We start from the raw sequence: 19,227 nt of genomic DNA, 5'->3' as shown, positions 1-19,227 counted from the left end.
CGGCGCCCGCCTCCCCGGAGGCGGGCGCCGTTCTGGTTTCGCGATTTCGCCTGAGATCGGGCGCTCTTCGCGCCCCGGGGCCGGTCAGCGGCGGGTGGCTCGGAAGGCTCGCCAGCCGAGGACTCCGATGATCGTGCCCAGGACCAGGGAGACGATCGCGATCACGAAGTGGACGATCAGGTAGGACGTTGGCGAGCCGCCTTCCCAGGAGCGGTCGCTGTTCCAGATGTTGCGCATGAAGTTCGGCCACAGCAGGTACGACCAGACGCCGAAGGCCAGCAGGAACAGCGCAACGCGGCGGGAAATTGTCACGGCCCCCAGTATCCGCTGTAACCTGCTTCACTCACCTGCCCGGGTGGCGGTCAGCATCCCGCCGCGCACCGGGATTGGTTAGCCTGCTGCGTGTGCCTTCGAGTGCCTGCGGCCCGCTCCGCATGAAGTCCGTGCTCCGCGTGGCCGTTTGCACCATCGCGGCCGCGCTCGTGCTGGGGACCGGCGGCACCGCCGCGGCCCAGCCGCCGGCCGCGTGCCCCAACATCGCCCCGCCGCCCCCGGTGGACACCTCCGAGGTGCCCGCGCCGGGCATGCCGGTGCCCGAACCGGTGCCGGTGCCGGAGAACCCCGTCGGCGGCGACCGCCTGGCGGAGTGCGGCCTGGTCATCGCGCAGGGGCTGCCGGAGCCGCCCGCCGAGGTCACCGCCGCCAGCTGGGTGCTGGCCGACCTGGACAGCGGCGCCGTGCTGGCGGCGAGGGACCCGCACGCCCGGCACCGGCCGGCGTCCACGATCAAGGTGCTCACCGCGCTCACCGCGATCCACGCGCTGCGGCTGGACGACACGATCGTCGTCACCCAGGAGGACGCCGACCAGGAGGGCAGCCGGGTCGGACTGAGCCCGGGCGTCACCTACACGGTGCAGCAGGTGCTGACCGGCCTGATCATGCGGTCCGGCAACGACGCCGCGCACGCGCTCGCCATGAAGATGGGCGGCGTGGAGGTCACGCTCGACAAGGTCAACGCGCTGGCCCGCGAGCTCGGCGCGCTGGACACCCGGGTCGCGACGCCGTCCGGCTTGGACGGCCCGGGCATGAGCACCTCGGCCTACGACCTGGCCGTCATCTTCCGCGCGGCGATGAGCGAGCCCGCGTTCGCGTCGATCGCCGCGATCCACAACACGCAGCTGCCGGGCAAGCCGGACGGCCCGCCGCTGGAGGTCTGGTCCGACAACCAGGTGCTGCTGAACTACCCCGGCGGCATCGGCGGCAAGACCGGGTTCACCGATGATGCGCGGCACACGTTCATCGGTGCCGCCGAGCGCGACGGGCGCCGGCTGGTGGCGGTGCTGATGCGCGGCGAGAACCAGCCGATCCGGCAGTCCCAGCAGACCATGCACCTGCTGGACTACGGGTTCGGGCTCAGCGACGACGACCCGGTGGGCCGGCTGGTGACGACGTCGCCCGAACCGCCCTATGTGGACGCCGCCGACGCCACCGCCGCGCAGGCGCAGGGGGATTCGCCGGTGAACGGGCAGCCGCAGGCGTCGTCGATGTTCGGCACGGTCGGCGGGCCGTTGACGCTGATCGTGATCCTGGCCGCTGCGGCGATCGGCGTCCTGGCGCTCCGCGCGCGTCGCGCGCGGCTCGCCGCCGCCGCGCGCCGCAAGCACAACGGCAACGACCACCCCTGACGGAAACCGCTTCCGGCGCGGCGCCGAGTGTGCTCCAATTAGTTAACGGCATCGGTTCGTTAATTAATTGGAGCGGCCATGGAGACGACATCCGTTCTGGTGGTGGGCGCCGGCCCGGCCGGCCTGGCGCTGGCCTGCGGGCTTCGGCAGCACGGCGTCGCGGTGCGCGTGATCGACCGAGCGGCCGGACCGGCGAGCACCTCGCGGGCGAACATCCTGCACGCCCGCGGAGTCGAGGTGCTGAACCGGCTGGGAGCTCTCGGAGACCTGCCGGACCGCGCGCTGCACGCCGTGCGGATGACCCTCCACGTCGGGGCGAAGCCGCTGGCCGAGGTCAGTTTCGGCCAGATCGAGGGCAACCAGCTCTCGGCCCTGCTGGTGTCGCAGGCCGAGGTGGAGGCCGTCCTGCGGGAGCGGCTCGCCGAGCTCGGCGGCATCGTCGAATGGGGCCGGGAGCTGACCGACCTCGACCAGCGGCCCGACGGCGTCACCGCGAAGCTGCACGACGGCGGCCTGAGCGCCGACTACGTGGTGGGTTGCGACGGCGCGCACAGCACGGTCCGAAAGCTCAGCGGCATCGGTTTTCCGGGCGTCCCGCTGGTCGACCAGTGGCTGCTGGCCGATGTCCGCGCCGACTGGGCCCTGGACCGCACCGGTTCATCCGGGTGGTTCCACCGGGACGGCTTGTTCTTCGCGATGCCGATGCGCAACGGCGCGGACGACGCGTGGCGGCTGATGGCCGATGTCCGCCCGGGCACGGACTCCGACGACGTCCTCGACCGGTTGCAGAAGCTGCTGCCCGAGCGCACCGGCCGGAGCGACGCGCAGATCCGCGACGTGACTTGGACATCGACCTTCCGCATCCACCGCCGCCTCGCCGACCGCTACCGCGACGGGCGCGTGCTGCTCGTCGGCGACGCCGCGCACATCCACAGCCCGTTCGGCGGCCAGGGCATGAACACCGGCATCGGCGACGCCGAGAACCTGGCCTGGAAGCTCGCGCTGGTCGCGGAGCGCCGCGCCGGCTCGGCACTGCTGGACACCTACCAGACCGAGCGTCGGCCGCTGGCCGAAGACGTGCTGCGCAGCACCACGGCGAACACCAAGCTCATGCTGGCCGACGGCGCGGTCGCCCGGTTCGCCCGCGATCGGCTCATCACCCCGTTGGCGAACCTCGCCGTGGTGCAACGGCGCGCGACCTGGCTCGCCTCGCAGCTCTGGGTCAGCTACCGCAAAGGCCCGCTCGGCTCGCAGCGAGGTCCCCGGCCGCGGCCCGGTGACCGCGTGCCCGACCTGGCGTGCCGGGGCGACCGCGGACCGACCCGGCTGCACTCCGAGCTCGGCGGGAAGTGGGCGCTGCTCGCTCCCCCGGGGACGAGTTTGGAAGTCCTTGCACCACTGGGAGAACATGTCGTACACCTCGCACCGGACCGGCCGCAACGGGACGTCTGGTTGATCCGGCCCGACGCGCATCTCGCGTGGCGCGGGACGGAATTGCGCTCCCTCGCGCGATGGCTCGACAACGCGCTCGGCAACGGAAGGATGACATGACCAACCGTCGCGGACGGCCGCGCGATCCCGCAGCGGACAAGGCGATCCTGCAGGCCGCGCTGGACCTGTTCATCGAGGGCGGCGTCGAAGGCACCAGCATCGAGCAGATCGCCAAGCGGGCCGGAGTCGGCAAGCTCACCGTGTACCGGCGCTGGGACTCCAAGGAAGCGGTGATCGCCGCCGCGATCGAGTCCGCCCGCGACGAGATCCCCGAGACGATGCCGGCGGAATTCGCCGACCTGCCCGTCGCCGTGCTGGTCGAGCAGGCGCTGCCCGGGCTCGCCGAGGCGGTCGCCGACCCCCGGCTGCGCGCGATGGTCGCCCGCGTCTTCGGTTCCAGCGTCAGCCACCCGGCGCTGATGGCGACCTACTGGGAGAACTACGTCGTGCCGCGGCGGCGCATCACCCGCGCATTGCTGGAGCGCGCGCAGGCCGATGGGGTGCTCGACGCCGCCGCGGAGCCGGACGTGCTGATCGACATGATGGTCGGCGCCGTGCTGTTCCGCCTCATCCAGCCCGAACCGCTGGATACCGCCGGAGCCCGCGAGTACCTGGAGTCGGTCTACCGCCGGGCCGGGCTGCTCGACGCTCCGATCGAAACTCCGGTTCGAGAACGGCGATGAGATGCAGTTTCAATTGAAACCGTGCACGACGTTCTCTCCGGTTGACCACAGTTTCAATTGAAACTGTGGTCAACCGTCCACAGCCGAGTCATGACCTGCCTGGGCCATCAGCCGGACCGCGAGCTCGCGCACGGCAGAGCGCAGTTCGTCCGGGCGGCGGATGACGAACGGCCAGCCCAGCCCGGCGAGCAGCTGCGCCATGCCGTCCAGGTGCTCCACGCGCGTCGACAGCAGCACGCCGTCGGCGGTTTCCGCGAGAGTGCCCACGGAGGGCGGAATCCGGGCCCGGGCCCGTTCCGGCGTGGTCTTCAGCAGCACCTCGACCTCGTGCGCGTACGGGACGCCGGCCAGCGACGTCGTGACCTGCCGCACCGGGTCGGCGTCGGGCGGCATCTCGAAGGTTTCGGCGCGCAGCTCGGCCGACCGGATCCGGTCGACCCGGAAGGTGCGGACCTCGCCGCGGCCGTGGTCGTACCCGGTCACGTACCAGCGCCCGGAGTGGAAGACCAGCCCATGCGGGTCGAGCTCGCGCTCGCTGGCCGCGCCCTTCCAGGACACGTAGCTCAGCCGCACCCGGCGACGATGCCGCGCCGCCTCGGCCAGGGTCAGCACCGCCGCGGTCGCCGGAGCCGCGCCTTCCCTCGTTCCCATCGTGAAGCCGAGCGTCTCCTGCAACGACTGGACGCGGTCGCGCAGCGCGGGCGGGAGGACGCGCTGCACCTTGGCCAGCGCGGTCTCCGCGGCCGGCCCGGGAAGACCGAGGCGACGCCCGGTCAGCAGGCCGAGCACGACGGCGGTGGCCTCGTCGTCGGTGAGCATCAGCGGCGGCAGCTTGTACCCGGGCATCAGCCGGTATCCGCCGTAGCGGCCGCGCTCGGCCACCACCGGAATGCCCAGCTCCACGAGCCGCTCGGCGTACCGGCGGACGGTGCGCTGGTCCACGCCCAGGCGCTCGGCCAGCGCAGGTCCGCCGACCCGCTGATTCGCCTGCATCAGCTCCAGCATCGCCAGCAATCGGCTCATCGGATGTGACACACGTCTCCCGGAGAGTTAATCAGGGCGAATTCTGACCGGTATCGAGCCTAATGTCCAACGCATCGAATCCCGTGAGGAAAGGAGCGCCGCGATGGCGACGATCGTGCTGGTTCCCGGCTTCTGGCTCGGCGCGTGGGCTTGGGAGGACGTGACGCGGGAGCTGCGGGCGCTGGGCCACGACGTCCACGCGGTGACGCTGCCCGGGCTCGCCGACCGCGCCGCCGAAGCCGGCCCCGAAGTCGGCGTCGAGACCCACATCGCGGACCTGGTGGGACTCGTCGAGGACAACGACCTCCGGGACGTCGTGCTCGTCGGGCACAGCGGCGGGAACGTGCCCGTCACCGGCGCCGCCGACCGCGTTCCGGACCGGGTCGCGCGCGTCGTCTACGTCGACGCCGGCCCGATGCCGAGCGGCATGGCCGTGCTCGATTCCAACCCGCCGGAGGTCCAGGAGGAGTGGCGCAAGGCGGTCGAGGCCGAAGGCGACGGCTGGCGCCTCCCGCTGCCCGAGTTCGGTGCGGAGGACCTGGCCGGGCTGTCCGACGAGCAGCTGGCCCGGATGCGCGCCATGAGCACGCCGCAGCCGTTCGCCACCGTGACGCAGCCCTTGCAGCGGCCGGACGCCGTCCCGGACGTGCCGATCTCGGTGATCGCGTCCACGTTCACCCCGGAGGAGGTCAAGTCCCTCGTCGACGCCGGGATCCCGATGTTCGCGCTGCTGGCCGGGGCCGACTTGCACCACCTGCCGACCGGGCACTGGCCGATGTTCTCGCGCCCCGCCGACCTCGCGGCGATGCTGTCGGACATCGCCGGCTGACGTCCCGCAATTTCCATTGAAATCGCGGAAGTTGTCCACAGCCTCCGGCGTGTCGTGCCCCGACTCGCCGGAGGTCCGCAATTTCAATGGAAATCGGACCTCTGATTTCCATTGAAATTGCGGCGGTCAGCGCTGCGGCGCCAGGCCCAGCCGGCGACGGCTCCGAGACTCACCAGGCCCATCGTGGCGCGCACGCCCGACCGCTCCCGCACCTGGACGACCGGACGGATGATCGCCGGGCCCGGCGGCTGCGGCGGCGCCACCTCCAGGTTCTCCCGGGCCGATGCCGTCCACGCCGTCACGAACAGGATGAACCGCGAGGTCAGGTTCGCGAACACCAGCAGACCGAGGATCGGGCCGAACGCCACGCCCGCCGGCGAACTGGTGACGCTGTTCAGGTAGACCACGCCGACCTGCTTGAGGATCTCGAACCCGACAGCGGCGAACAGCGCACCCCACACCGCGCTGCGCAGCGTGACCGGCTTCCGCGGCAGCCGCGAAAGCACCCACAGGAACACCAGCCAGCTCGCCAGCAGCGACAGCACTATCGACAGCGCTCGCAGCGCGAACACCGCGGCCGGGCTGTCCTCGATCCCGACCAGCTCGAAAAACCACCGCCCGACCCCGCTGCCGAGGGCGCTGATGCCCAGCGAGACGGCCATCGCCGCGCCGAGCCCGACCAGCGATCCCAGGTCGGCGGCCATCCGCCGGACCATCGACTGCTTGCTGGGCTCCTGCGTCCACTGCGCGGTCAGCGCCTCCCGCAGGTTCGTCATCCAGCCCAGCCCCGAGTACAGCGCGGCGAGCAGGCCGATCACACCGACCGTCCCGGCCTGGCTGATCGCCTGCTCGACGACGCGGTTGAGCATGTCGCTCATCGCCGGGCTGGGCACCGCCGTGGTGATCGACGTCTGCAGCCGGCCGAGCAGCTCCGGGTTCCCGCTCAGCACGAAACCGGCCGAGGCGAAGGCGATCATCAGCAGCGGCACCAGCGCGAGCACGCTGAAGTAGGTGATCGCGGCCGCGTAGTAGTCGCCGTACTGCCCCTGGTAGCGCTCGAACGCGCGGATGATCCGGTCCAGCCACTCGTGGCGGCGGCGCAGCAGCGCCAGTCGTCCCGGCTTCGCTTCCTGCTCCTGACCGGCCACGGTGCGCCTCCCGCCGCAACGGCATCCCCCGAACGGTGGCAGGCTACCCGTGGATGATCAGTTCAGCCCATCGGCGGAAGGAAGCCCACCCGATCGAACACCGTCCGCAGCGTCTCCGCGGACACCGCCCGCGCCCGCTCTGCACCCCGGTGCAGGACCTTGTCCAGCTCGGTCGGGTCGTCGAGGTACTCGCGGACCCGCTCCTGGAACGGGGTGACGAACTCGACCACGACCTCGCCGAGTTCCTTCTTCAGGTCGCCGTAGCCCTTGCCCTCGTAGGCGGCCTCCAGGTCGGCGATGCTGCGGCCGGTGAGCGCCGAGTAGATCACCAGCAGGTTGCTGATGCCCGGCTTGTTCTCGACGTCGTAGCGGATCTCCCGCTCCAGGTCGGTGACCGCGGAGCGGATCTTCTTCGCCGAGCGCTTCGGCGACTCCAGCAGCTCGACGACCCCGGCGGGCACCGACTTGCTCATCTTCGAGGTCGGGTCCTGCAGGTCGTAGATCTTCGCGGTGGCCTTCGGGATGTGCGCGGCCGGCACCGTGAAGGTCTTGCCGTAGCGGGAGTTGAACCGCTGCGCCAGGTTGCGGGTGAGCTCCAGGTGCTGGCGCTGGTCCTCACCGACCGGGACCGCGTCGGCCTGGTAGAGCAGGATGTCCGCGGCCTGCAGCACCGGGTAGGTGAACAGCCCGACGCTGACGTGGTCGGCTTCCTGGCGGGCGGACTTGTCCTTGAACTGCGTCATCCGGCCGGCCTCGCCGAATCCGGTGAGGCATTCCAGGACCCAGCTGAGCTGGGCGTGCTCGGGGACGTGGCTCTGCACGAACAGCGTCGACCGCTCGGGGTCGATGCCGATGGCGAGCAGTTGCGCGGCGGACAGCCGGGTGCGCTGGCGCAGCAGCTCCGGGTCCTGCGCGACGGTGATGGCGTGCAGGTCGACGACGCAGTAGAAGGCGTCGTGGTCGTCCTGCATGGTGACCCATTCCCGGAGGGCACCCAGGTAGTTGCCGAGGTGGAACGAGTCGGCGGTGGGCTGGATGCCGGACAGCACGCGCGGCCGCGCCGCGGGCTGGTCGCTGGTCTGGGTTGCGGGGCTGTCGCTGCTCACGTGGTGATTCTCGCAAGCCCCGCGAAGCTGGTGGGAGCGACCTCTCCGGTTTTCCGGCGGGTCAGCTCTTGCGCTGGTTCTCCGGTTGGATCTTCTTCTTCCGGAACATGCCCGCGACCATGCCGACCACTCCGAGCCCGATCGCGGTGAGGCCGACCGGGGCGCTCAGCGAATCCAGGGGGCCGGCCGCTTGAGCGGTCGACTCGGCGGCAGCGGCACCGGCGGTCGCCAGGAGCGCGGCGGCGGCCGCGGCACCAAGCACGGAGGCTCGCGTTGCCACGCGAGATATTCGGCTACGCACGGGCGTGCCCTCCCTGCGACAGTTGACCCGATCAGGTCAGGACTCGTCTGAGTTCGGTGGCGGACCGTACCGATCCCTCATTACCGTCGTGGTCGCTTTGCGTAAACCGGCCACGACGCAATGATCATATTTTCCGGCTCGCGGCCGCTGCCGCCGGGTCCGCCGATCATGGAATCGCGCAGGCCAGCGGCCGGGATCATCCCGAGGGGTGACCCCGGCCGAAAATTCACCTGTGTTCTACGACACACCTGATCGAGCTATGCCGGGCTGATGCCCAGCTGAACCCGACCAATTCGCTCGTAAGTGGTACTGCGCTGCCGCGCCGAGCGGCCCGCCCGCGCGGCCAGTTCGTGCAGCTCCTCGACGCTGCGCTCCGAGCCGTGCTCGGAACCGGCCATCCGGCTGATGGTCTCCTCCATCAGCGTTCCGCCGACGTCGTTGGCGCCGCCGTTGAGCACCTCCGACGTGCCTTCGTCGCCGAGCTTCACCCACGAGCACTGGACGTTGTCGATCCGGCCGTGCAGCAGGACGCGCGCCATCGCGTGCACCGCGCGGTTGTCGCGGCGGGTCGGGCCCGGGCGCGCCAGCCCGGCGAGGTAGATCGGCGCGTTGCGGTGCACGAACGGCAGCGGGACGAACTCGGTGAACCCGGCGTTGCCGTGCTCGGCCGCGGCGTCCTGCACGCCGGCCAGGGTGCGGAGGTGGCCGAGCCAGTGCTCCGGGGTGTCGACGTGGCCGTACATCATCGTCGACGAGGACGGGATGCCCAGCCGGTGCGCGGTGCTGACGACCTCGATCCACTCGGCGGCGGGCAGCTTGCCCTTGGTCAGCACCCAGCGCACCTCGTCGTCGAGGATCTCCGCCGCGGTGCCGGGAATGCTGCCCAGCCCGGCCTCCTTCAGCTCGGCGAGCCAGTCGGCGATGCTCGCCCCGGCCTTCGCCGCGGCGCTGACGATCTCCATCGGGCTGAACGCGTGGACGTGCATCTCGGGAACCCGCTGCTTGATCGCGCGCACCAGGTCGGCGTAGCCGGACACCGGCAGCCGCGGGTCGATGCCGCCCTGCATGCAGATCTCGGTCGCCCCGGCCCGCCACGCCTCGTCGGCCCGGTCGGCGACCTCCTCCGGCGAGAGCCGGTAGGCGTCGGCGTCGCGCTCGCGCTGCGCGAAGGCGCAGAAGCGGCAACCGACGTAGCAGATGTTCGAGAAGTTGATGTTGCGGTTGACGACGTAGGTGATGTCGTCGCCCACGACGTCCCGGCGCAGCCCGTCGGCGATCCCGGCGAGCGCGTCCATCGCGGCTCCGTCGCAGGTCATCAAGGCCATCGCGGCGGCGGTGCGGCTCTCGTCGAGCAGCGCGGCGGGATCGGCCTCGGCCAGCCGCAGGCCCTCGCGCACGTCGGCGTCCAGCCGCTCCGGTGCCGCGTCGGCGGGCAGCTGCCTGCGCAGCTCGTCCCAGTCGCCGTAGACCGTGTCGAAGTCGCCGCGGCGATCGTCGGTTCGACCGGTCGTGTCGATGCTGCGGTGCAGGTCGGTGCGGCCGATGGACTCGAACCCGCCATCCGGCTCCTGCCACTCCCGGCCGACCGGCGCGGCGTCCGCGGCGGCGAAACCGTCCGAATCGGACAGCGCCGCGACGTGACCGGCCACCCGCAGGTCCAGCCACTGGGTGCTGTCCCCGGCCAGCCCGGCGCGCACGTAGCGCGGGTAGGCGGTGAGGCGCTCGCGCATCTCGAAGCCGCCCTCGCGGGTCTTCGCGGCGAGCTCGTCGATCTCCGGCCACGGCCGTTCCGGGTTGACGTGGTCCGGCGTCACCGGCGAAACCCCGCCCCAGTCGTCGATCCCGGCGCGCAGCATCAGCAGCTGCTCGTCGCCGATGAGGTTCGGCGGCGCCTGCACGCTCACCCCGGAGGGCATCAGCAGCCGCGCGACCGCGATGGTGGCGGCCAGGTCCTGCAGGTCGGCGTCGGGCATGCCGCGCATCGCGGTGTCCGGCTTGGCCCGGAAGTTCTGCACGATGATTTCCTGGATGTGCCCGTACTGGCGGGCGACGCCGCGCAACGCGAGCAGCGACTCGGCGCGCTCGGTCCGGGTTTCACCGATTCCGATGAGGATTCCGCTGGTGAACGGCACCGCGACGCGGCCGGCGTCGGCCAGCACCCGCAGCCGGACGGCGGGCTCCTTGTCCGGGCTGCCGAAGTGCGGGCCGCCCTTCTCCCGCCACAACCGCTCGGACGTGGTCTCCAGCATCATGCCCATGCTCGCCGCGACCGGTTTGAGCCTGGTCAGCTCCGACCAGCTGAGCACGCCGGGGTTCAGGTGCGGCAGCAGGCCGGTCTCCTCCAGCACCGCGATGGCGCAGGCCCGCACGTAGTCCACTGTGGAGGAGTAACCGCGCGCCTCCAGCCACTCCCGGGCGGCGGGCCAGCGCTCCTCGGGCCGGTCTCCCAGGGTGAACAGGGCCTCCTTGCACCCCGCCGCCGCGCCCTGGCGGGCGATCTCCAGCACCTCGTCGCGTTCCAGGTAGGCGGACTCCACGCGGTGCGGAACGGTGGCGAACGTGCAGTAATGGCAACGATCCCGGCAAAGCCGGGTCAACGGGATGAACACGTTGCGGCTGTAGGTGACCACGCCTTCGTGTCCCTCGGCCACCAGGTGCGCGTCCCGCGCGCGACCGGCCGCCGACAGCAGTCTTTCGAGGTCATCGCCGCGGGCGTGCAGCAGGACAGCGGCTTCGGCGGCGTCCAGCGAAACGCCGTCCGTGGCGCGGCGGAGCGCGCGGCGCATCGCCGAGGCGCTCGGAGTGGGTTCCGGCGGGGCAAGTTCCAGATCTGCAACCGACACCAGCCGACTCTAAGTCTCCGAGCACGCACCACCCAACCGTCGTAGACGTGCCACACACCTCACTATCGGCTATTGAATTACTCCGTTCTGCCCTACCGGTACTCGCCAAATCAGGCGCAAAATCCGACGAATACCACTGGGTGAATCACACTCTGTCTCCATAGGAGGGACACGTGTCACGCACTAGAAGGAGCGGCCGGGCGATGCGCATCGCCGGCTCGGCGCTCGCGCTGGCGTTGCTGGTACCCGCAGGCATCGTCGGCGCAGCCGAATCCGCGCCCGCGGCCACCGCCGCGCCGGTTCACTTCGTCGTGCTCGGCCCGACCGGCGACGGCCTGCAGCAGACCGAGGAATCGGTCCGCGCGGTCGGCGGAACCGTCGTGCAGAGCTGGCCCCAGATCGGCGTGATCGTCGCGACCTCGACGGATCCCGGTTTCGCCGCCGCAGTTCGCACCCAGCCGGCCGTGGAACAGGCCGGTGCCAGCCGCAACCTCGCCGAGCAGCTGCCGCCCGCGCAGTCGCAGCGGCTGGAGGCGCTGGAGGGCAAGGTCGGCGCCGTGCCCTTCGCCGCCGTTCCCGGCGAAGAACCGCTGGAGCCCGAGCAGTGGGACATGCGGCAGATCAAGGCCGAGCAGGCCAGCGCGGTCTCCCAGGGCAGCAAGGACATCACGGTCGGCGTGCTGGACTACGGCATCGACCCGACGCACCCGGACCTGAAGCCGAACCTGGACGTCACCAAGTCGGTGAGCTGCGTCAACGAGGGCGTCCCGGACACCAGGCAGGAGGCCTGGCAGCCGCAGGACCCGACGCAGGACCACGGCACCCACACCGCGGGCACCATCGCCGCCGCGCGCAACGGCGTCGGCATCGCCGGTGTCGCCCCGAACGTGACGCTGGCCTCGGTGCGGGTCATCGACGACGGCGGCTTCATCTACCCCGAATACGCGGTCTGCGGCTTCATCTGGGCCGCCGAGCACGGCTTCGACGTCACCAACAACTCGTACTTCGTCGACCCCTGGTACCTGTGGTGCGACAGCGACCCGGACCAGAAGGCCGCGGCCGAAGCGGTGCGCCGCGCCGTCGCGTACGCGCAGGTCAAGGACGTCGTGAACGTGGTCTCGGCGGGCAACAGCAACTGGGACCTTTCCAAGCCGATCCGCGACACCAACAGCCCGAACAACGGCGGACCGACCCAGGACCGCAAGACCGGGCACGAGTGCCACGTCCTGCCCGGTGAGCTGCCGGGCGTGGTCTCGGTGTCCGCGGTGGGCTCGGACGCGGTGAAGTCGTACTACTCCAACTACGGACTGGGTTCGATCACGGTCACCGCCCCGGGCGGCGACAAGAACCAGATCCCGCAGACGCCGTCGCAGAACGGCCGCGTGCTGTCCACTGTGCCCGGCGGCGGCTGGGGCTGGATGCAGGGCACCTCGATGGCCGGGCCGCACGCGGCCGGCGTCGTCGCGCTGCTGCGCAGCACCCACCAGGAATGGAACGCCCAGCAGGTGGTCGGCGCGCTGACCAACCAGGCGGACGCCCTGGAGTGCCCGACCAGCTACGACCCGGACGGCGACGGCAAGCCGGACGCGGTGTGCTCGGGCGGCAAGGGCGGCGCCGGTTTCTACGGCGCGGGCCTCATCGACGCCCTGGACGCCGTCCAGAAGTAAGCCGCAAAGAGTGACACCCGAAGGGCGCCTTCGGCCGATCCGGTCGAAGGCGCCCTTCGCTTTGCCGCATTTCGCACGATCTGGGGTTGCCTGGGCGAGTTGGCGGCAGGACGCTGGCGGTCCGGAGGGTTGTCGCTCGGGAGTGAGGCGCTGTCGTGGCTGATTCGGAGACCTTCGTGATCGTCGGTGCCGGCATGGCCGGGGCCAAGGGCGCGCAGGCGCTGCGCGATCTGGGATTCGACGGGCGCATCGCCCTGCTCGGCGACGAACCGCACCGCCCGTACGAGCGTCCGCCGCTGTCCAAGGCGTACCTGATGGGCAACGAAGGGTTCGACAGCGCGTACGTGCACGACGAGTCCTGGTACGCCGACAACCGGGTGGATCTGCAGCTGGAGGTGTCGGTGCGGCGCATCGACCGGGCGCTGCGGCAGGTGGAGCTCACCGACGGCGGGCGCCTCGACTTCGACAAGCTGCTGATCGCGACCGGGGCCAACCCCCGTTCGCTGCCGGTGCCCGGCATCGACGCCGAGGGCGTCCTGCACCTGCGGCGGGTCGAGGATTCCGACCTGATCAAGCGGACCCTGGCGGGCATCGAGCGGCTCGTGGTGGTCGGCGCGGGCTGGATCGGTCTCGAAGTCACCGCCGCCGCACGCGAAGCGGGCGTGGCCGTGACCGTCGTCGAGACGACGGAGCTGCCGCTGCTGCGGGTGCTCGGCCCGGAGGTGGCCGAGGTCTTCGCGGCGCTGCACCGGGACCACGGCGTGGACTTCCGGTTCGGCACCGCGGTCAGCGAGATCCTGGTCGACGGCGATCGCGCGGCCGGGGTCCGGCTGACGGACGGCGCCGAGGTCCCGGCCGGGGCGGTGCTGGTCGCGGTCGGCGTGGAGCCGGAGGTCGCGCTCGCCCGGGATGCGGGCCTGCGGGTCGACAACGGCATCCTGGTCGACGCCTCGCTGCGCACCGGCGACCCGAACATCGTCGCGGCGGGCGACGTGGCGAACGCGTTCAACCCGTTGCTGGGCAAGCAGATCCGCGTGGAGCACTGGGCGAACGCGCTCAACCAGCCCGCCACCGCGGCGGCGTCGATGCTGGGGCGCGACGGCAAGTACGCGGAACTGCCGTACTTCTTCACCGACCAGTACGACCTGGGCATGGAGTACCTCGGCCACGTCGACCCGGGCGGCTACGACCAGGTGGTGTTCCGCGGCGACGTGGCGGCCCGCGAGTTCATCGCGTTCTGGCTGGCCGGCGGCCGGGTCCTGGCGGGCATGAACGTCAACATCTGGGACGTCCAGGACCAGATCAAGACCCTGATCATCTCGGGAACGACGATCGACCCGAACGCGCTCGCCGATCCGGACACGCCGCTCAACGAGCTCATCGCCCGCTGATCCTCGCGCCGCCGGATCACGACTCCGCGACGGAGCGGTTCACGAACGCGGCGATCAGGTCGTCCACGTCGAACCGCGCCAGGACGCCGGGCACCGTCAGGTGCTCCAGGATCACGCCGGTCATCGCGTAGTAGAGCAGCATCGTCGACGTGTCGTCGCCGGGAAACCCGGATTCGCGGCGGCCCTCGATGTTCGCGGTCAGGTTGGCGCGCAGCGTTTCGGTCAGCGCCTCCTGGAGCTCCGGGCGCCGGATCGCCTCCAGGCGGAGTTCCAGCAGCGCGAGCCAGCCGGTGCGGTCGTCCGAGATGTGGTGGAACAGCGCGCGCATCACCTCGGTGAGCAGATCCGGCGACGGCGGGCGGTCGAGGTCGTACTGCCCCGGATCGAGGGTCATCCGCTGGTGGATGTGCGCGCCGACCTGGTTGAGCAGGTCCGCGCGGTTGGCGAAGTAGTTCGACGCCGTCCCCTTCGGCACGCCGGCCTCGACGTCGACGGCGCGGAAGGTCAGGCCGCGCGCGCCGTCCCGCGCAAGCACCTCGATCGCCGCGTCGACCAGCGCCGTTCGCCTCGCGGTGTTCTGCACCATCGCTCCTCCTGAGCAACCCGCTTGCAATCACTACAGACATAGTACTAATCTTAAAGCACTACAAACGAAGTGGTTCTCATTGGAGGCACCGTGCGAAAGCTGACCTACCTGATCGCGGCGACCATCGACGGCTTCATCACCGGCCCCAACGGCAAGCCGGACTTCTTCCTGCACGAAGGCGACCACGGCGATTTCATCCGGGCCGAATACCCGGAGATCATGCCGACCCACATCCGCCCGCTGATCGGCCTCGCCGACGCGCCGAACAAGCATTTCGACACCGTCCTGCAGGGCCGCAGCACCTGGGACGTCGGCGTGCAGGACGGGATGACGAACGCCTACCAGCACATGCGCCGCAACGTCGTGTTCTCCCGCAGCGTCGCGGAAAGCCCGGATCCCACGGTGGAATTCGTCGCCACCGACCCGATCGAGCGGGTGCGGGAGCTGAAGCGGGAAGAGGGCATGGGGATCTGGCTCTGCGGCGGCGGAAAGCTGGCGGAGGCCCTGCGCCCGGAGATCGACGAACTGATGATCAAGCTCCACCCGATCGTCGCCGGCTCCGGAACCCCGCTGTTCAGCAGGGAATTCTCCCCCGAGCTGTTCGACCTGGCCGAAACCAAGGTGTTCGACAGCGGGGTGATCCACCTGACCTACACCAAGCGCTGACCGGGAAGGGCCGATCCAGGTGGACGCCCGCCCGACCACGAGCAGCCGACCATCGTGAGCGGAAGTGGTCACCCCAACGACCACTTCCACTCACGACATCACAAACGGTGGCGGTGACGATCAGCACAAGGGCATGGACCTCTAGTTTTGTGGAGGTTTCAAGCTCGTGTTCATGACCGCTAACGCCACGCAGCCTCCCGTCATCGAGGACACCACCACCGACCACGAGCGGGACGTCGTCGCGATCGAGCAGCTGATCGCCGACGTCGAAACCGCCTTCAACACCAACGATCCCGACCTGCTGACCGCTCACTTCGCCCAGAACGCATCGGTCGTCAACGCGGTCGGGATGCTGATGTCCGGCCGGGACACCCTGCTCGAAGCCAACCGCAAGGGCCTGGCCGGATTCCTGCGCGACGAGCACGCGCGCTACGAGGTCGGCGACATCGTCTTCCTCCGCCCCGACGTCGCCATCGCGCACAAGAACGCGTGGGCCACCAAGGCCGATGGCGAGCTGATCGACGTCGATCCCGCGATGATCGCCCTCTACGTCCTGGTCAAGGAACAGAACCGCTGGTGGATCGCGGCCCGGCAGAACACCCTCACGCAGTCTTGACCTGCCATCCGAAGAAACCGTCGGCCCGAGCGGACCGGAAACTCCACTCGGACCGGCGGTTGGTGACCGACGCGATGGGCCACCGCCTTCGCATTGGACAGGGCCGAGCGAACGGGCATGGCACCGATGCCGGTGGCGGTACTGTGATCAACTGTCGTGCCGAGCGCGACGGGCGGGAGACGGTCATGACTTCGAGACGGTCCGGTGACGTGGTCGGTGGACGCTACCGGCTGGCCGCCGAACTGGGGTCCGGTGGTTTCGGGCGGGTCTGGCGGGCCCGCGACGAGACCCTCGACGTCGACGTTGCGATCAAGGAAATGCAGCTGCCGCCGGGGATGTCGGAAACCGAACGGGCCGAGCGGCTGGCGCGCGCCACTCGCGAGGCCCGCAACGCCGCCCGGTTGCGCAAGCACGACGGCATCGTCGCGATCCACGATGTCGTCGTCGAGGACGGCCTTCCCTGGATCGTCATGGAACTGGTCGACGGCTGCTCGTTGAGCGAGCACATCGAGCAGCACGGGCCGCTTCCGGCGGACAGGGCAGCCGAAGTGGCTACGGTGCTGCTGACGGCGATGGGCGCAGCACACCGGGAAGGTGTTGTGCACCGCGACATCAAACCGGCCAACGTCATGCTCGCCGAGGACGGGAAGGTCCTGCTCACCGACTTCGGGACCGCGATCCGCCACACCGACACCGCGCTGACCGCCACCGGGATGTTCATCGGCTCGGCGGAGTACACGGCGCCCGAGCGGTTGCGCGGCACCGATGGACTTCCCGCCAGCGATCTGTTCTCCCTCGGCGTGACCCTCTACCAGGCCGTCGTGGGCGTCTCGCCGTTCCGGCGCGATACCCAGGAAGCGACGCTGGCCGCAGTACTGTTGGAGGAGGCCCCGGCACCGCGACGAACCGGACCGCTCACGCAGCTCATCACCCGGCTGCTGGACAAGGACCCGGACCGCAGGCCGACGGTCGCCGAGGCGCTGACCATGGCAGGTGAGCAGCCCGCCACCAAGGTCCACGTGCAGCGCGGCACCAAGATCCTCCCGACTCGCGAAACGCCGAAGAGGTGGCAACCAAAAGGCATTGCCGCGCTGATAGCGATCATCACCGGCCTCGGCATCGCCGGACTCCCCGATGCCGGCCACACTTGGGGTTACTTCGAGAGCTACGAGGACAATGACTTTGCCAGCGTCGCCGTATTGAGCGTCGCCGTTGCCGATGTCGTCATCGTCGGCTTGCTGTGTGCCGGTCTCGCTCGATTCCTGCCGACGGGTATCGGCAAGACCGTCACCGTCGTCGTCGTTGTCGTCGGGCTCGTCTTCGGTTGCGGTGCCGCAGCTTTCGCGTTCAACGGCGTCGGAGAGACCTTCCGGAACACGATGGAGCTCTCCGGCCAGGAATCCGCGACGGCGTCGCTGGTCCTGATCACCATCGTCGTCCTCATAGCGATCGGACTGGCCTGGGAGTCCCGGAAATCGCAACGCCCGGGTCACCGCGAAACGATCAGAAGTCGAACACGACCGTGACCGACGGCGCTGGTTGGCCTCCGCAGGCATGGCACGTTCCTGGGACGAGGACGGGGAACCCGTCGACCTCGCGCGGTGGGATGAGCTGTTCAGCGACCTGGAGTACCGCTACGTCGGCAATACCGAGATCAGCGCCGACGGCGGCACGCCGCATACCGTCCTGGCGATCTGGGTCGGGCACGCCGTCGATCCCGGCGAGCCCGACATGATCTACGAAACGGCGGTCGCGCCGATCGTCGGAGGCACCAAGCCGATCCGCCGGTGCAGAACGCTCATCGACTGCTTGCGGCTTTGAAGTACTGGTTCGAGGGTTTGAGGAACACCAGGACGAGGAACGGCGGCATCGCGACCAGCACCATCAACAACTCGACGCTGGCGATGGTCGCGCCCGGCTGGCCGAGGAGAGACCCCAGCTGGAAATCGACGGCGATGAGCATCTGGCTGATGCCGAAAAGGCCGTAGAGCAGCCAGACCACGGCGAGGATCGCGAGCGTGGTCCGAGCCCAGTTCCGGCCGGCGCGCATCAGGAGCGCGAAGATCACCCACAGCGCGGCGAGCGCGAGGGTGCCCAACGTGTTGACCACGTTGAAGATGAGCGGGCCTTGCCAGGCATCGAGATACCTGATGACTTGCAGCGCGACGACCACGAAGCTGATGACGGTCATCATCGCCGAGAGGGCCGGCACCACGATGCCGATCAAGGTCGCGAACGTCACCGTCCCGGGCGCTTTCGGTCTGTCGAACTGCTGCTGTGGCGGAAGCTGTTGGTGATCCGCCGGCTGGGACTGCTGCTGCGACCAAGAGTCTTGAGGCGCTGTCACGCGAAGAGAGTAGGCCACCTACAACGATCAAGGAGGCGCCTTCTCGGCTCAGACGTCGAACACCGCGGTGACCGGAGCATGATCCGACCAGCGCTGGTCGTAGCTCTCGGCCCTCTCCACGTACGCATCCGTGCAGCGGCTCGCCAGGTCAGGCGAACTGACGACGTAGTCGATGCGCCAGCCGGAGTCGTTGTCGAAGGCCTTGCCTCGGTAGGACCACCAGGAGTACGGGCCCGGGCCTTCCGGGTGGAGGTTCCGGACCACGTCCTCGTAGCCGCTCTCGAAGAGCTCCGTCAGCCAGGCCCGCTCCTCCGGGAGGAAGCCCGCTTCCTTCTGGTTCGCCTTCCAGTTCTTCAGGTCGATCTGCTGGTGCGCGATGTTCCAGTCGCCGCAGACCAGCACCTCCCGGCCCTCCGCCGCGGCTCGTCCGCGCAGGTCCTCCAGGTACGCGCGGAACTCCTTCATGAAGCGTTCCTTCTCGTCCTGGCGCGGGGTGCCGACGTCGCCGCTGGGCAGGTACAGGCTCGCGACCACGAGGCCCGGCAGGTCGATCTCCGCGTAGCGGCCGCTCTCGTCGAACTCCGCCGAGCCGAAGCCGATGCGCACGGCCTCCGGTTCCGCGCGGCTGTAGACCGCCACCCCGGCGCGGCCCTTCGCCGAGCTCGGGGCCAGCACGGTGTGCCAGCCGGCCGGTTCCCGGACCTCCGGCGCGAGCTGTTCGGGCTCCGCGCGGGTCTCCTGCAGGCAGATCACGTCGGCTCGGGTGGCGGCGAGCCACTCCACGAAGCCCTTCTTCGCGGCGGCGCGCAGGCCGTTGACGTTCACGGTCGACACAGTCAGCACGC

General features: G+C 69.9%; 19 protein-coding genes. 10 read left to right on the top strand and 9 right to left on the bottom strand.

Features of this window, described 5'->3' with window-relative positions; genetic code table 11:
* Positions 1 to 84 precede the first annotated feature (84 nt).
* Positions 85 to 312, bottom strand: coding sequence for an SCO4848 family membrane protein (locus AB0H93_RS37870; protein WP_132493613.1), 228 nt, complete (start codon positions 310 to 312; stop codon positions 85 to 87).
* Positions 313 to 404: 92 nt separating this feature from the next.
* On the opposite strand from AB0H93_RS37870, the gene AB0H93_RS37865 reads away from it, so the two are divergent.
* From AB0H93_RS37865 to AB0H93_RS37855, 3 genes are all read left to right on the top strand, one after another.
* Entirely contained in the window at positions 405 to 1,685 is a 1,281-nt protein-coding gene (locus AB0H93_RS37865; RefSeq protein WP_358580201.1) for a D-alanyl-D-alanine carboxypeptidase family protein, read from the top strand.
* Positions 1,686 to 1,763: 78 nt separating this feature from the next.
* The gene (locus AB0H93_RS37860) at positions 1,764 to 3,236 is read left to right on the top strand and encodes an FAD-dependent monooxygenase (protein WP_358580199.1); all 1,473 of its coding nucleotides are present in this window, start codon (positions 1,764 to 1,766) and stop codon (positions 3,234 to 3,236) included.
* On the top strand, positions 3,233 to 3,859 hold the full coding sequence (locus AB0H93_RS37855; RefSeq protein ID WP_358580197.1) for a TetR/AcrR family transcriptional regulator: 627 nt from the start codon (positions 3,233 to 3,235) through the stop codon (positions 3,857 to 3,859). Before AB0H93_RS37860 ends, AB0H93_RS37855 begins: the two co-directional genes overlap by 4 nt.
* Positions 3,860 to 3,928: 69 nt before the next feature.
* On the opposite strand, the gene AB0H93_RS37850 is transcribed toward AB0H93_RS37855, so the two are convergent.
* Complete coding sequence (locus tag AB0H93_RS37850; RefSeq protein WP_358580194.1) at positions 3,929 to 4,882, bottom strand: YafY family protein; 954 nt, start codon at positions 4,880 to 4,882, stop codon at positions 3,929 to 3,931.
* A 103-nt stretch (positions 4,883 to 4,985) separates the two neighbouring features.
* Here AB0H93_RS37850 and AB0H93_RS37845 point away from each other — a divergent pair, with 103 nt between their 5' ends.
* On the top strand, positions 4,986 to 5,711 hold the full coding sequence (locus AB0H93_RS37845; RefSeq protein WP_358580192.1) for an alpha/beta hydrolase: 726 nt from the start codon (positions 4,986 to 4,988) through the stop codon (positions 5,709 to 5,711).
* An 83-nt stretch (positions 5,712 to 5,794) separates the two neighbouring features.
* Here the strand turns inward: AB0H93_RS37845 and yhjD are convergent, their stop codons facing one another.
* The 4 genes from yhjD to AB0H93_RS37825 all read right to left on the bottom strand — a co-directional run bounded on the left by yhjD (position 5,795) and on the right by AB0H93_RS37825 (position 11,109).
* Positions 5,795 to 6,859, bottom strand: a complete 1,065-nt coding sequence (yhjD, locus tag AB0H93_RS37840) for an inner membrane protein YhjD (RefSeq protein WP_358580190.1) — start codon at positions 6,857 to 6,859, stop codon at positions 5,795 to 5,797.
* A 62-nt stretch (positions 6,860 to 6,921) separates the two neighbouring features.
* Positions 6,922 to 7,965 carry a tryptophan--tRNA ligase gene (gene trpS / locus AB0H93_RS37835; protein WP_358580188.1) on the bottom strand — a complete coding sequence of 348 codons (1,044 nt, stop codon included), beginning with the start codon at positions 7,963 to 7,965 and terminating at the stop codon, positions 6,922 to 6,924.
* A 61-nt stretch (positions 7,966 to 8,026) separates the two neighbouring features.
* A complete protein-coding gene (locus tag AB0H93_RS37830; protein WP_358580185.1) occupies positions 8,027 to 8,245 on the bottom strand; it encodes a hypothetical protein in 219 nt (72 codons plus the stop codon).
* A 278-nt stretch (positions 8,246 to 8,523) separates the two neighbouring features.
* Positions 8,524 to 11,109 (bottom strand): bifunctional FO biosynthesis protein CofGH, encoded by a 2,586-nt coding sequence (locus AB0H93_RS37825; protein WP_358580183.1) that lies wholly within the window; start codon positions 11,107 to 11,109, stop codon positions 8,524 to 8,526.
* A gap of 173 nt (positions 11,110 to 11,282) precedes the next feature.
* On the opposite strand from AB0H93_RS37825, the gene AB0H93_RS37820 reads away from it, so the two are divergent.
* Positions 11,283 to 12,776 carry a S8 family serine peptidase gene (locus AB0H93_RS37820; protein WP_358580180.1) on the top strand — a complete coding sequence of 498 codons (1,494 nt, stop codon included), beginning with the start codon at positions 11,283 to 11,285 and terminating at the stop codon, positions 12,774 to 12,776.
* Between the two features lie 155 nt (positions 12,777 to 12,931).
* On the top strand, positions 12,932 to 14,167 hold the full coding sequence (locus AB0H93_RS37815; protein WP_358580178.1) for an FAD-dependent oxidoreductase: 1,236 nt from the start codon (positions 12,932 to 12,934) through the stop codon (positions 14,165 to 14,167).
* Positions 14,168 to 14,183: 16 nt separating this feature from the next.
* On the opposite strand, the gene AB0H93_RS37810 is transcribed toward AB0H93_RS37815, so the two are convergent.
* Entirely contained in the window at positions 14,184 to 14,753 is a 570-nt protein-coding gene (locus AB0H93_RS37810; protein ID WP_358580175.1) for a TetR family transcriptional regulator, read from the bottom strand.
* 90 nt (positions 14,754 to 14,843) lie between these two features.
* Between AB0H93_RS37810 and AB0H93_RS37805 the strand changes: the two genes are divergently transcribed.
* From AB0H93_RS37805 to AB0H93_RS37790, 4 genes are all read left to right on the top strand, one after another.
* Positions 14,844 to 15,419, top strand: coding sequence for a dihydrofolate reductase family protein (locus tag AB0H93_RS37805; RefSeq protein ID WP_358580172.1), 576 nt, complete (start codon positions 14,844 to 14,846; stop codon positions 15,417 to 15,419).
* Between the two features lie 172 nt (positions 15,420 to 15,591).
* Positions 15,592 to 16,035, top strand: coding sequence for an SgcJ/EcaC family oxidoreductase (locus AB0H93_RS37800; RefSeq protein ID WP_358580169.1), 444 nt, complete (start codon positions 15,592 to 15,594; stop codon positions 16,033 to 16,035).
* A gap of 185 nt (positions 16,036 to 16,220) precedes the next feature.
* Positions 16,221 to 17,561, top strand: a complete 1,341-nt coding sequence (locus tag AB0H93_RS37795; RefSeq protein ID WP_358580167.1) for a serine/threonine-protein kinase — start codon at positions 16,221 to 16,223, stop codon at positions 17,559 to 17,561.
* Positions 17,562 to 17,589: 28 nt separating this feature from the next.
* Positions 17,590 to 17,856 carry a hypothetical protein gene (locus tag AB0H93_RS37790; protein WP_358580164.1) on the top strand — a complete coding sequence of 89 codons (267 nt, stop codon included), beginning with the start codon at positions 17,590 to 17,592 and terminating at the stop codon, positions 17,854 to 17,856.
* Here the strand turns inward: AB0H93_RS37790 and AB0H93_RS37785 are convergent.
* Together AB0H93_RS37785 and AB0H93_RS37780 are read right to left on the bottom strand one after the other, a co-directional pair.
* On the bottom strand, positions 17,834 to 18,262 hold the full coding sequence (locus tag AB0H93_RS37785) for a hypothetical protein (RefSeq protein ID WP_358580162.1): 429 nt from the start codon (positions 18,260 to 18,262) through the stop codon (positions 17,834 to 17,836). The genes AB0H93_RS37790 and AB0H93_RS37785 overlap by 23 nt on opposite strands.
* A gap of 168 nt (positions 18,263 to 18,430) precedes the next feature.
* The gene (locus AB0H93_RS37780; protein WP_358580160.1) at positions 18,431 to 19,225 is read right to left on the bottom strand and encodes an exodeoxyribonuclease III; all 795 of its coding nucleotides are present in this window, start codon (positions 19,223 to 19,225) and stop codon (positions 18,431 to 18,433) included.
* Positions 19,226 to 19,227 lie beyond the last annotated feature (2 nt).

The organism is Saccharopolyspora sp. NPDC050642, assembly GCF_040654735.1.
Taxonomy (GTDB): domain Bacteria; phylum Actinomycetota; class Actinomycetes; order Mycobacteriales; family Pseudonocardiaceae; genus Saccharopolyspora; species Saccharopolyspora elongata.
Note: the sequence above shows the minus strand (reverse complement) of the source record. Positions and strands in the feature narration are given on the sequence as shown.

Bases quoted from the DNA above. Each gene is read 5' to 3' on its own strand.
- AB0H93_RS37860 (WP_358580199.1), top strand. From the start codon at position 1,764: ATGGAGACGACATCCGTTCTGGTGGTGGGCGCCGGCCCGGCCGGCCTG.
- AB0H93_RS37855 (WP_358580197.1), top strand. From the start codon at position 3,233: ATGACCAACCGTCGCGGACGGCCGCGCGATCCCGCAGCGGACAAGGCG.
- AB0H93_RS37850 (WP_358580194.1), bottom strand. From the start codon at position 4,882: ATGAGCCGATTGCTGGCGATGCTGGAGCTGATGCAGGCGAATCAGCGG.
- AB0H93_RS37845 (WP_358580192.1), top strand. From the start codon at position 4,986: ATGGCGACGATCGTGCTGGTTCCCGGCTTCTGGCTCGGCGCGTGGGCT.
- AB0H93_RS37810 (WP_358580175.1), bottom strand. From the start codon at position 14,753: ATGGTGCAGAACACCGCGAGGCGAACGGCGCTGGTCGACGCGGCGATC.
- AB0H93_RS37800 (WP_358580169.1), top strand. From the start codon at position 15,592: ATGACCGCTAACGCCACGCAGCCTCCCGTCATCGAGGACACCACCACC.
- AB0H93_RS37795 (WP_358580167.1), top strand. From the start codon at position 16,221: ATGACTTCGAGACGGTCCGGTGACGTGGTCGGTGGACGCTACCGGCTG.
- AB0H93_RS37790 (WP_358580164.1), top strand. From the start codon at position 17,590: ATGGCACGTTCCTGGGACGAGGACGGGGAACCCGTCGACCTCGCGCGG.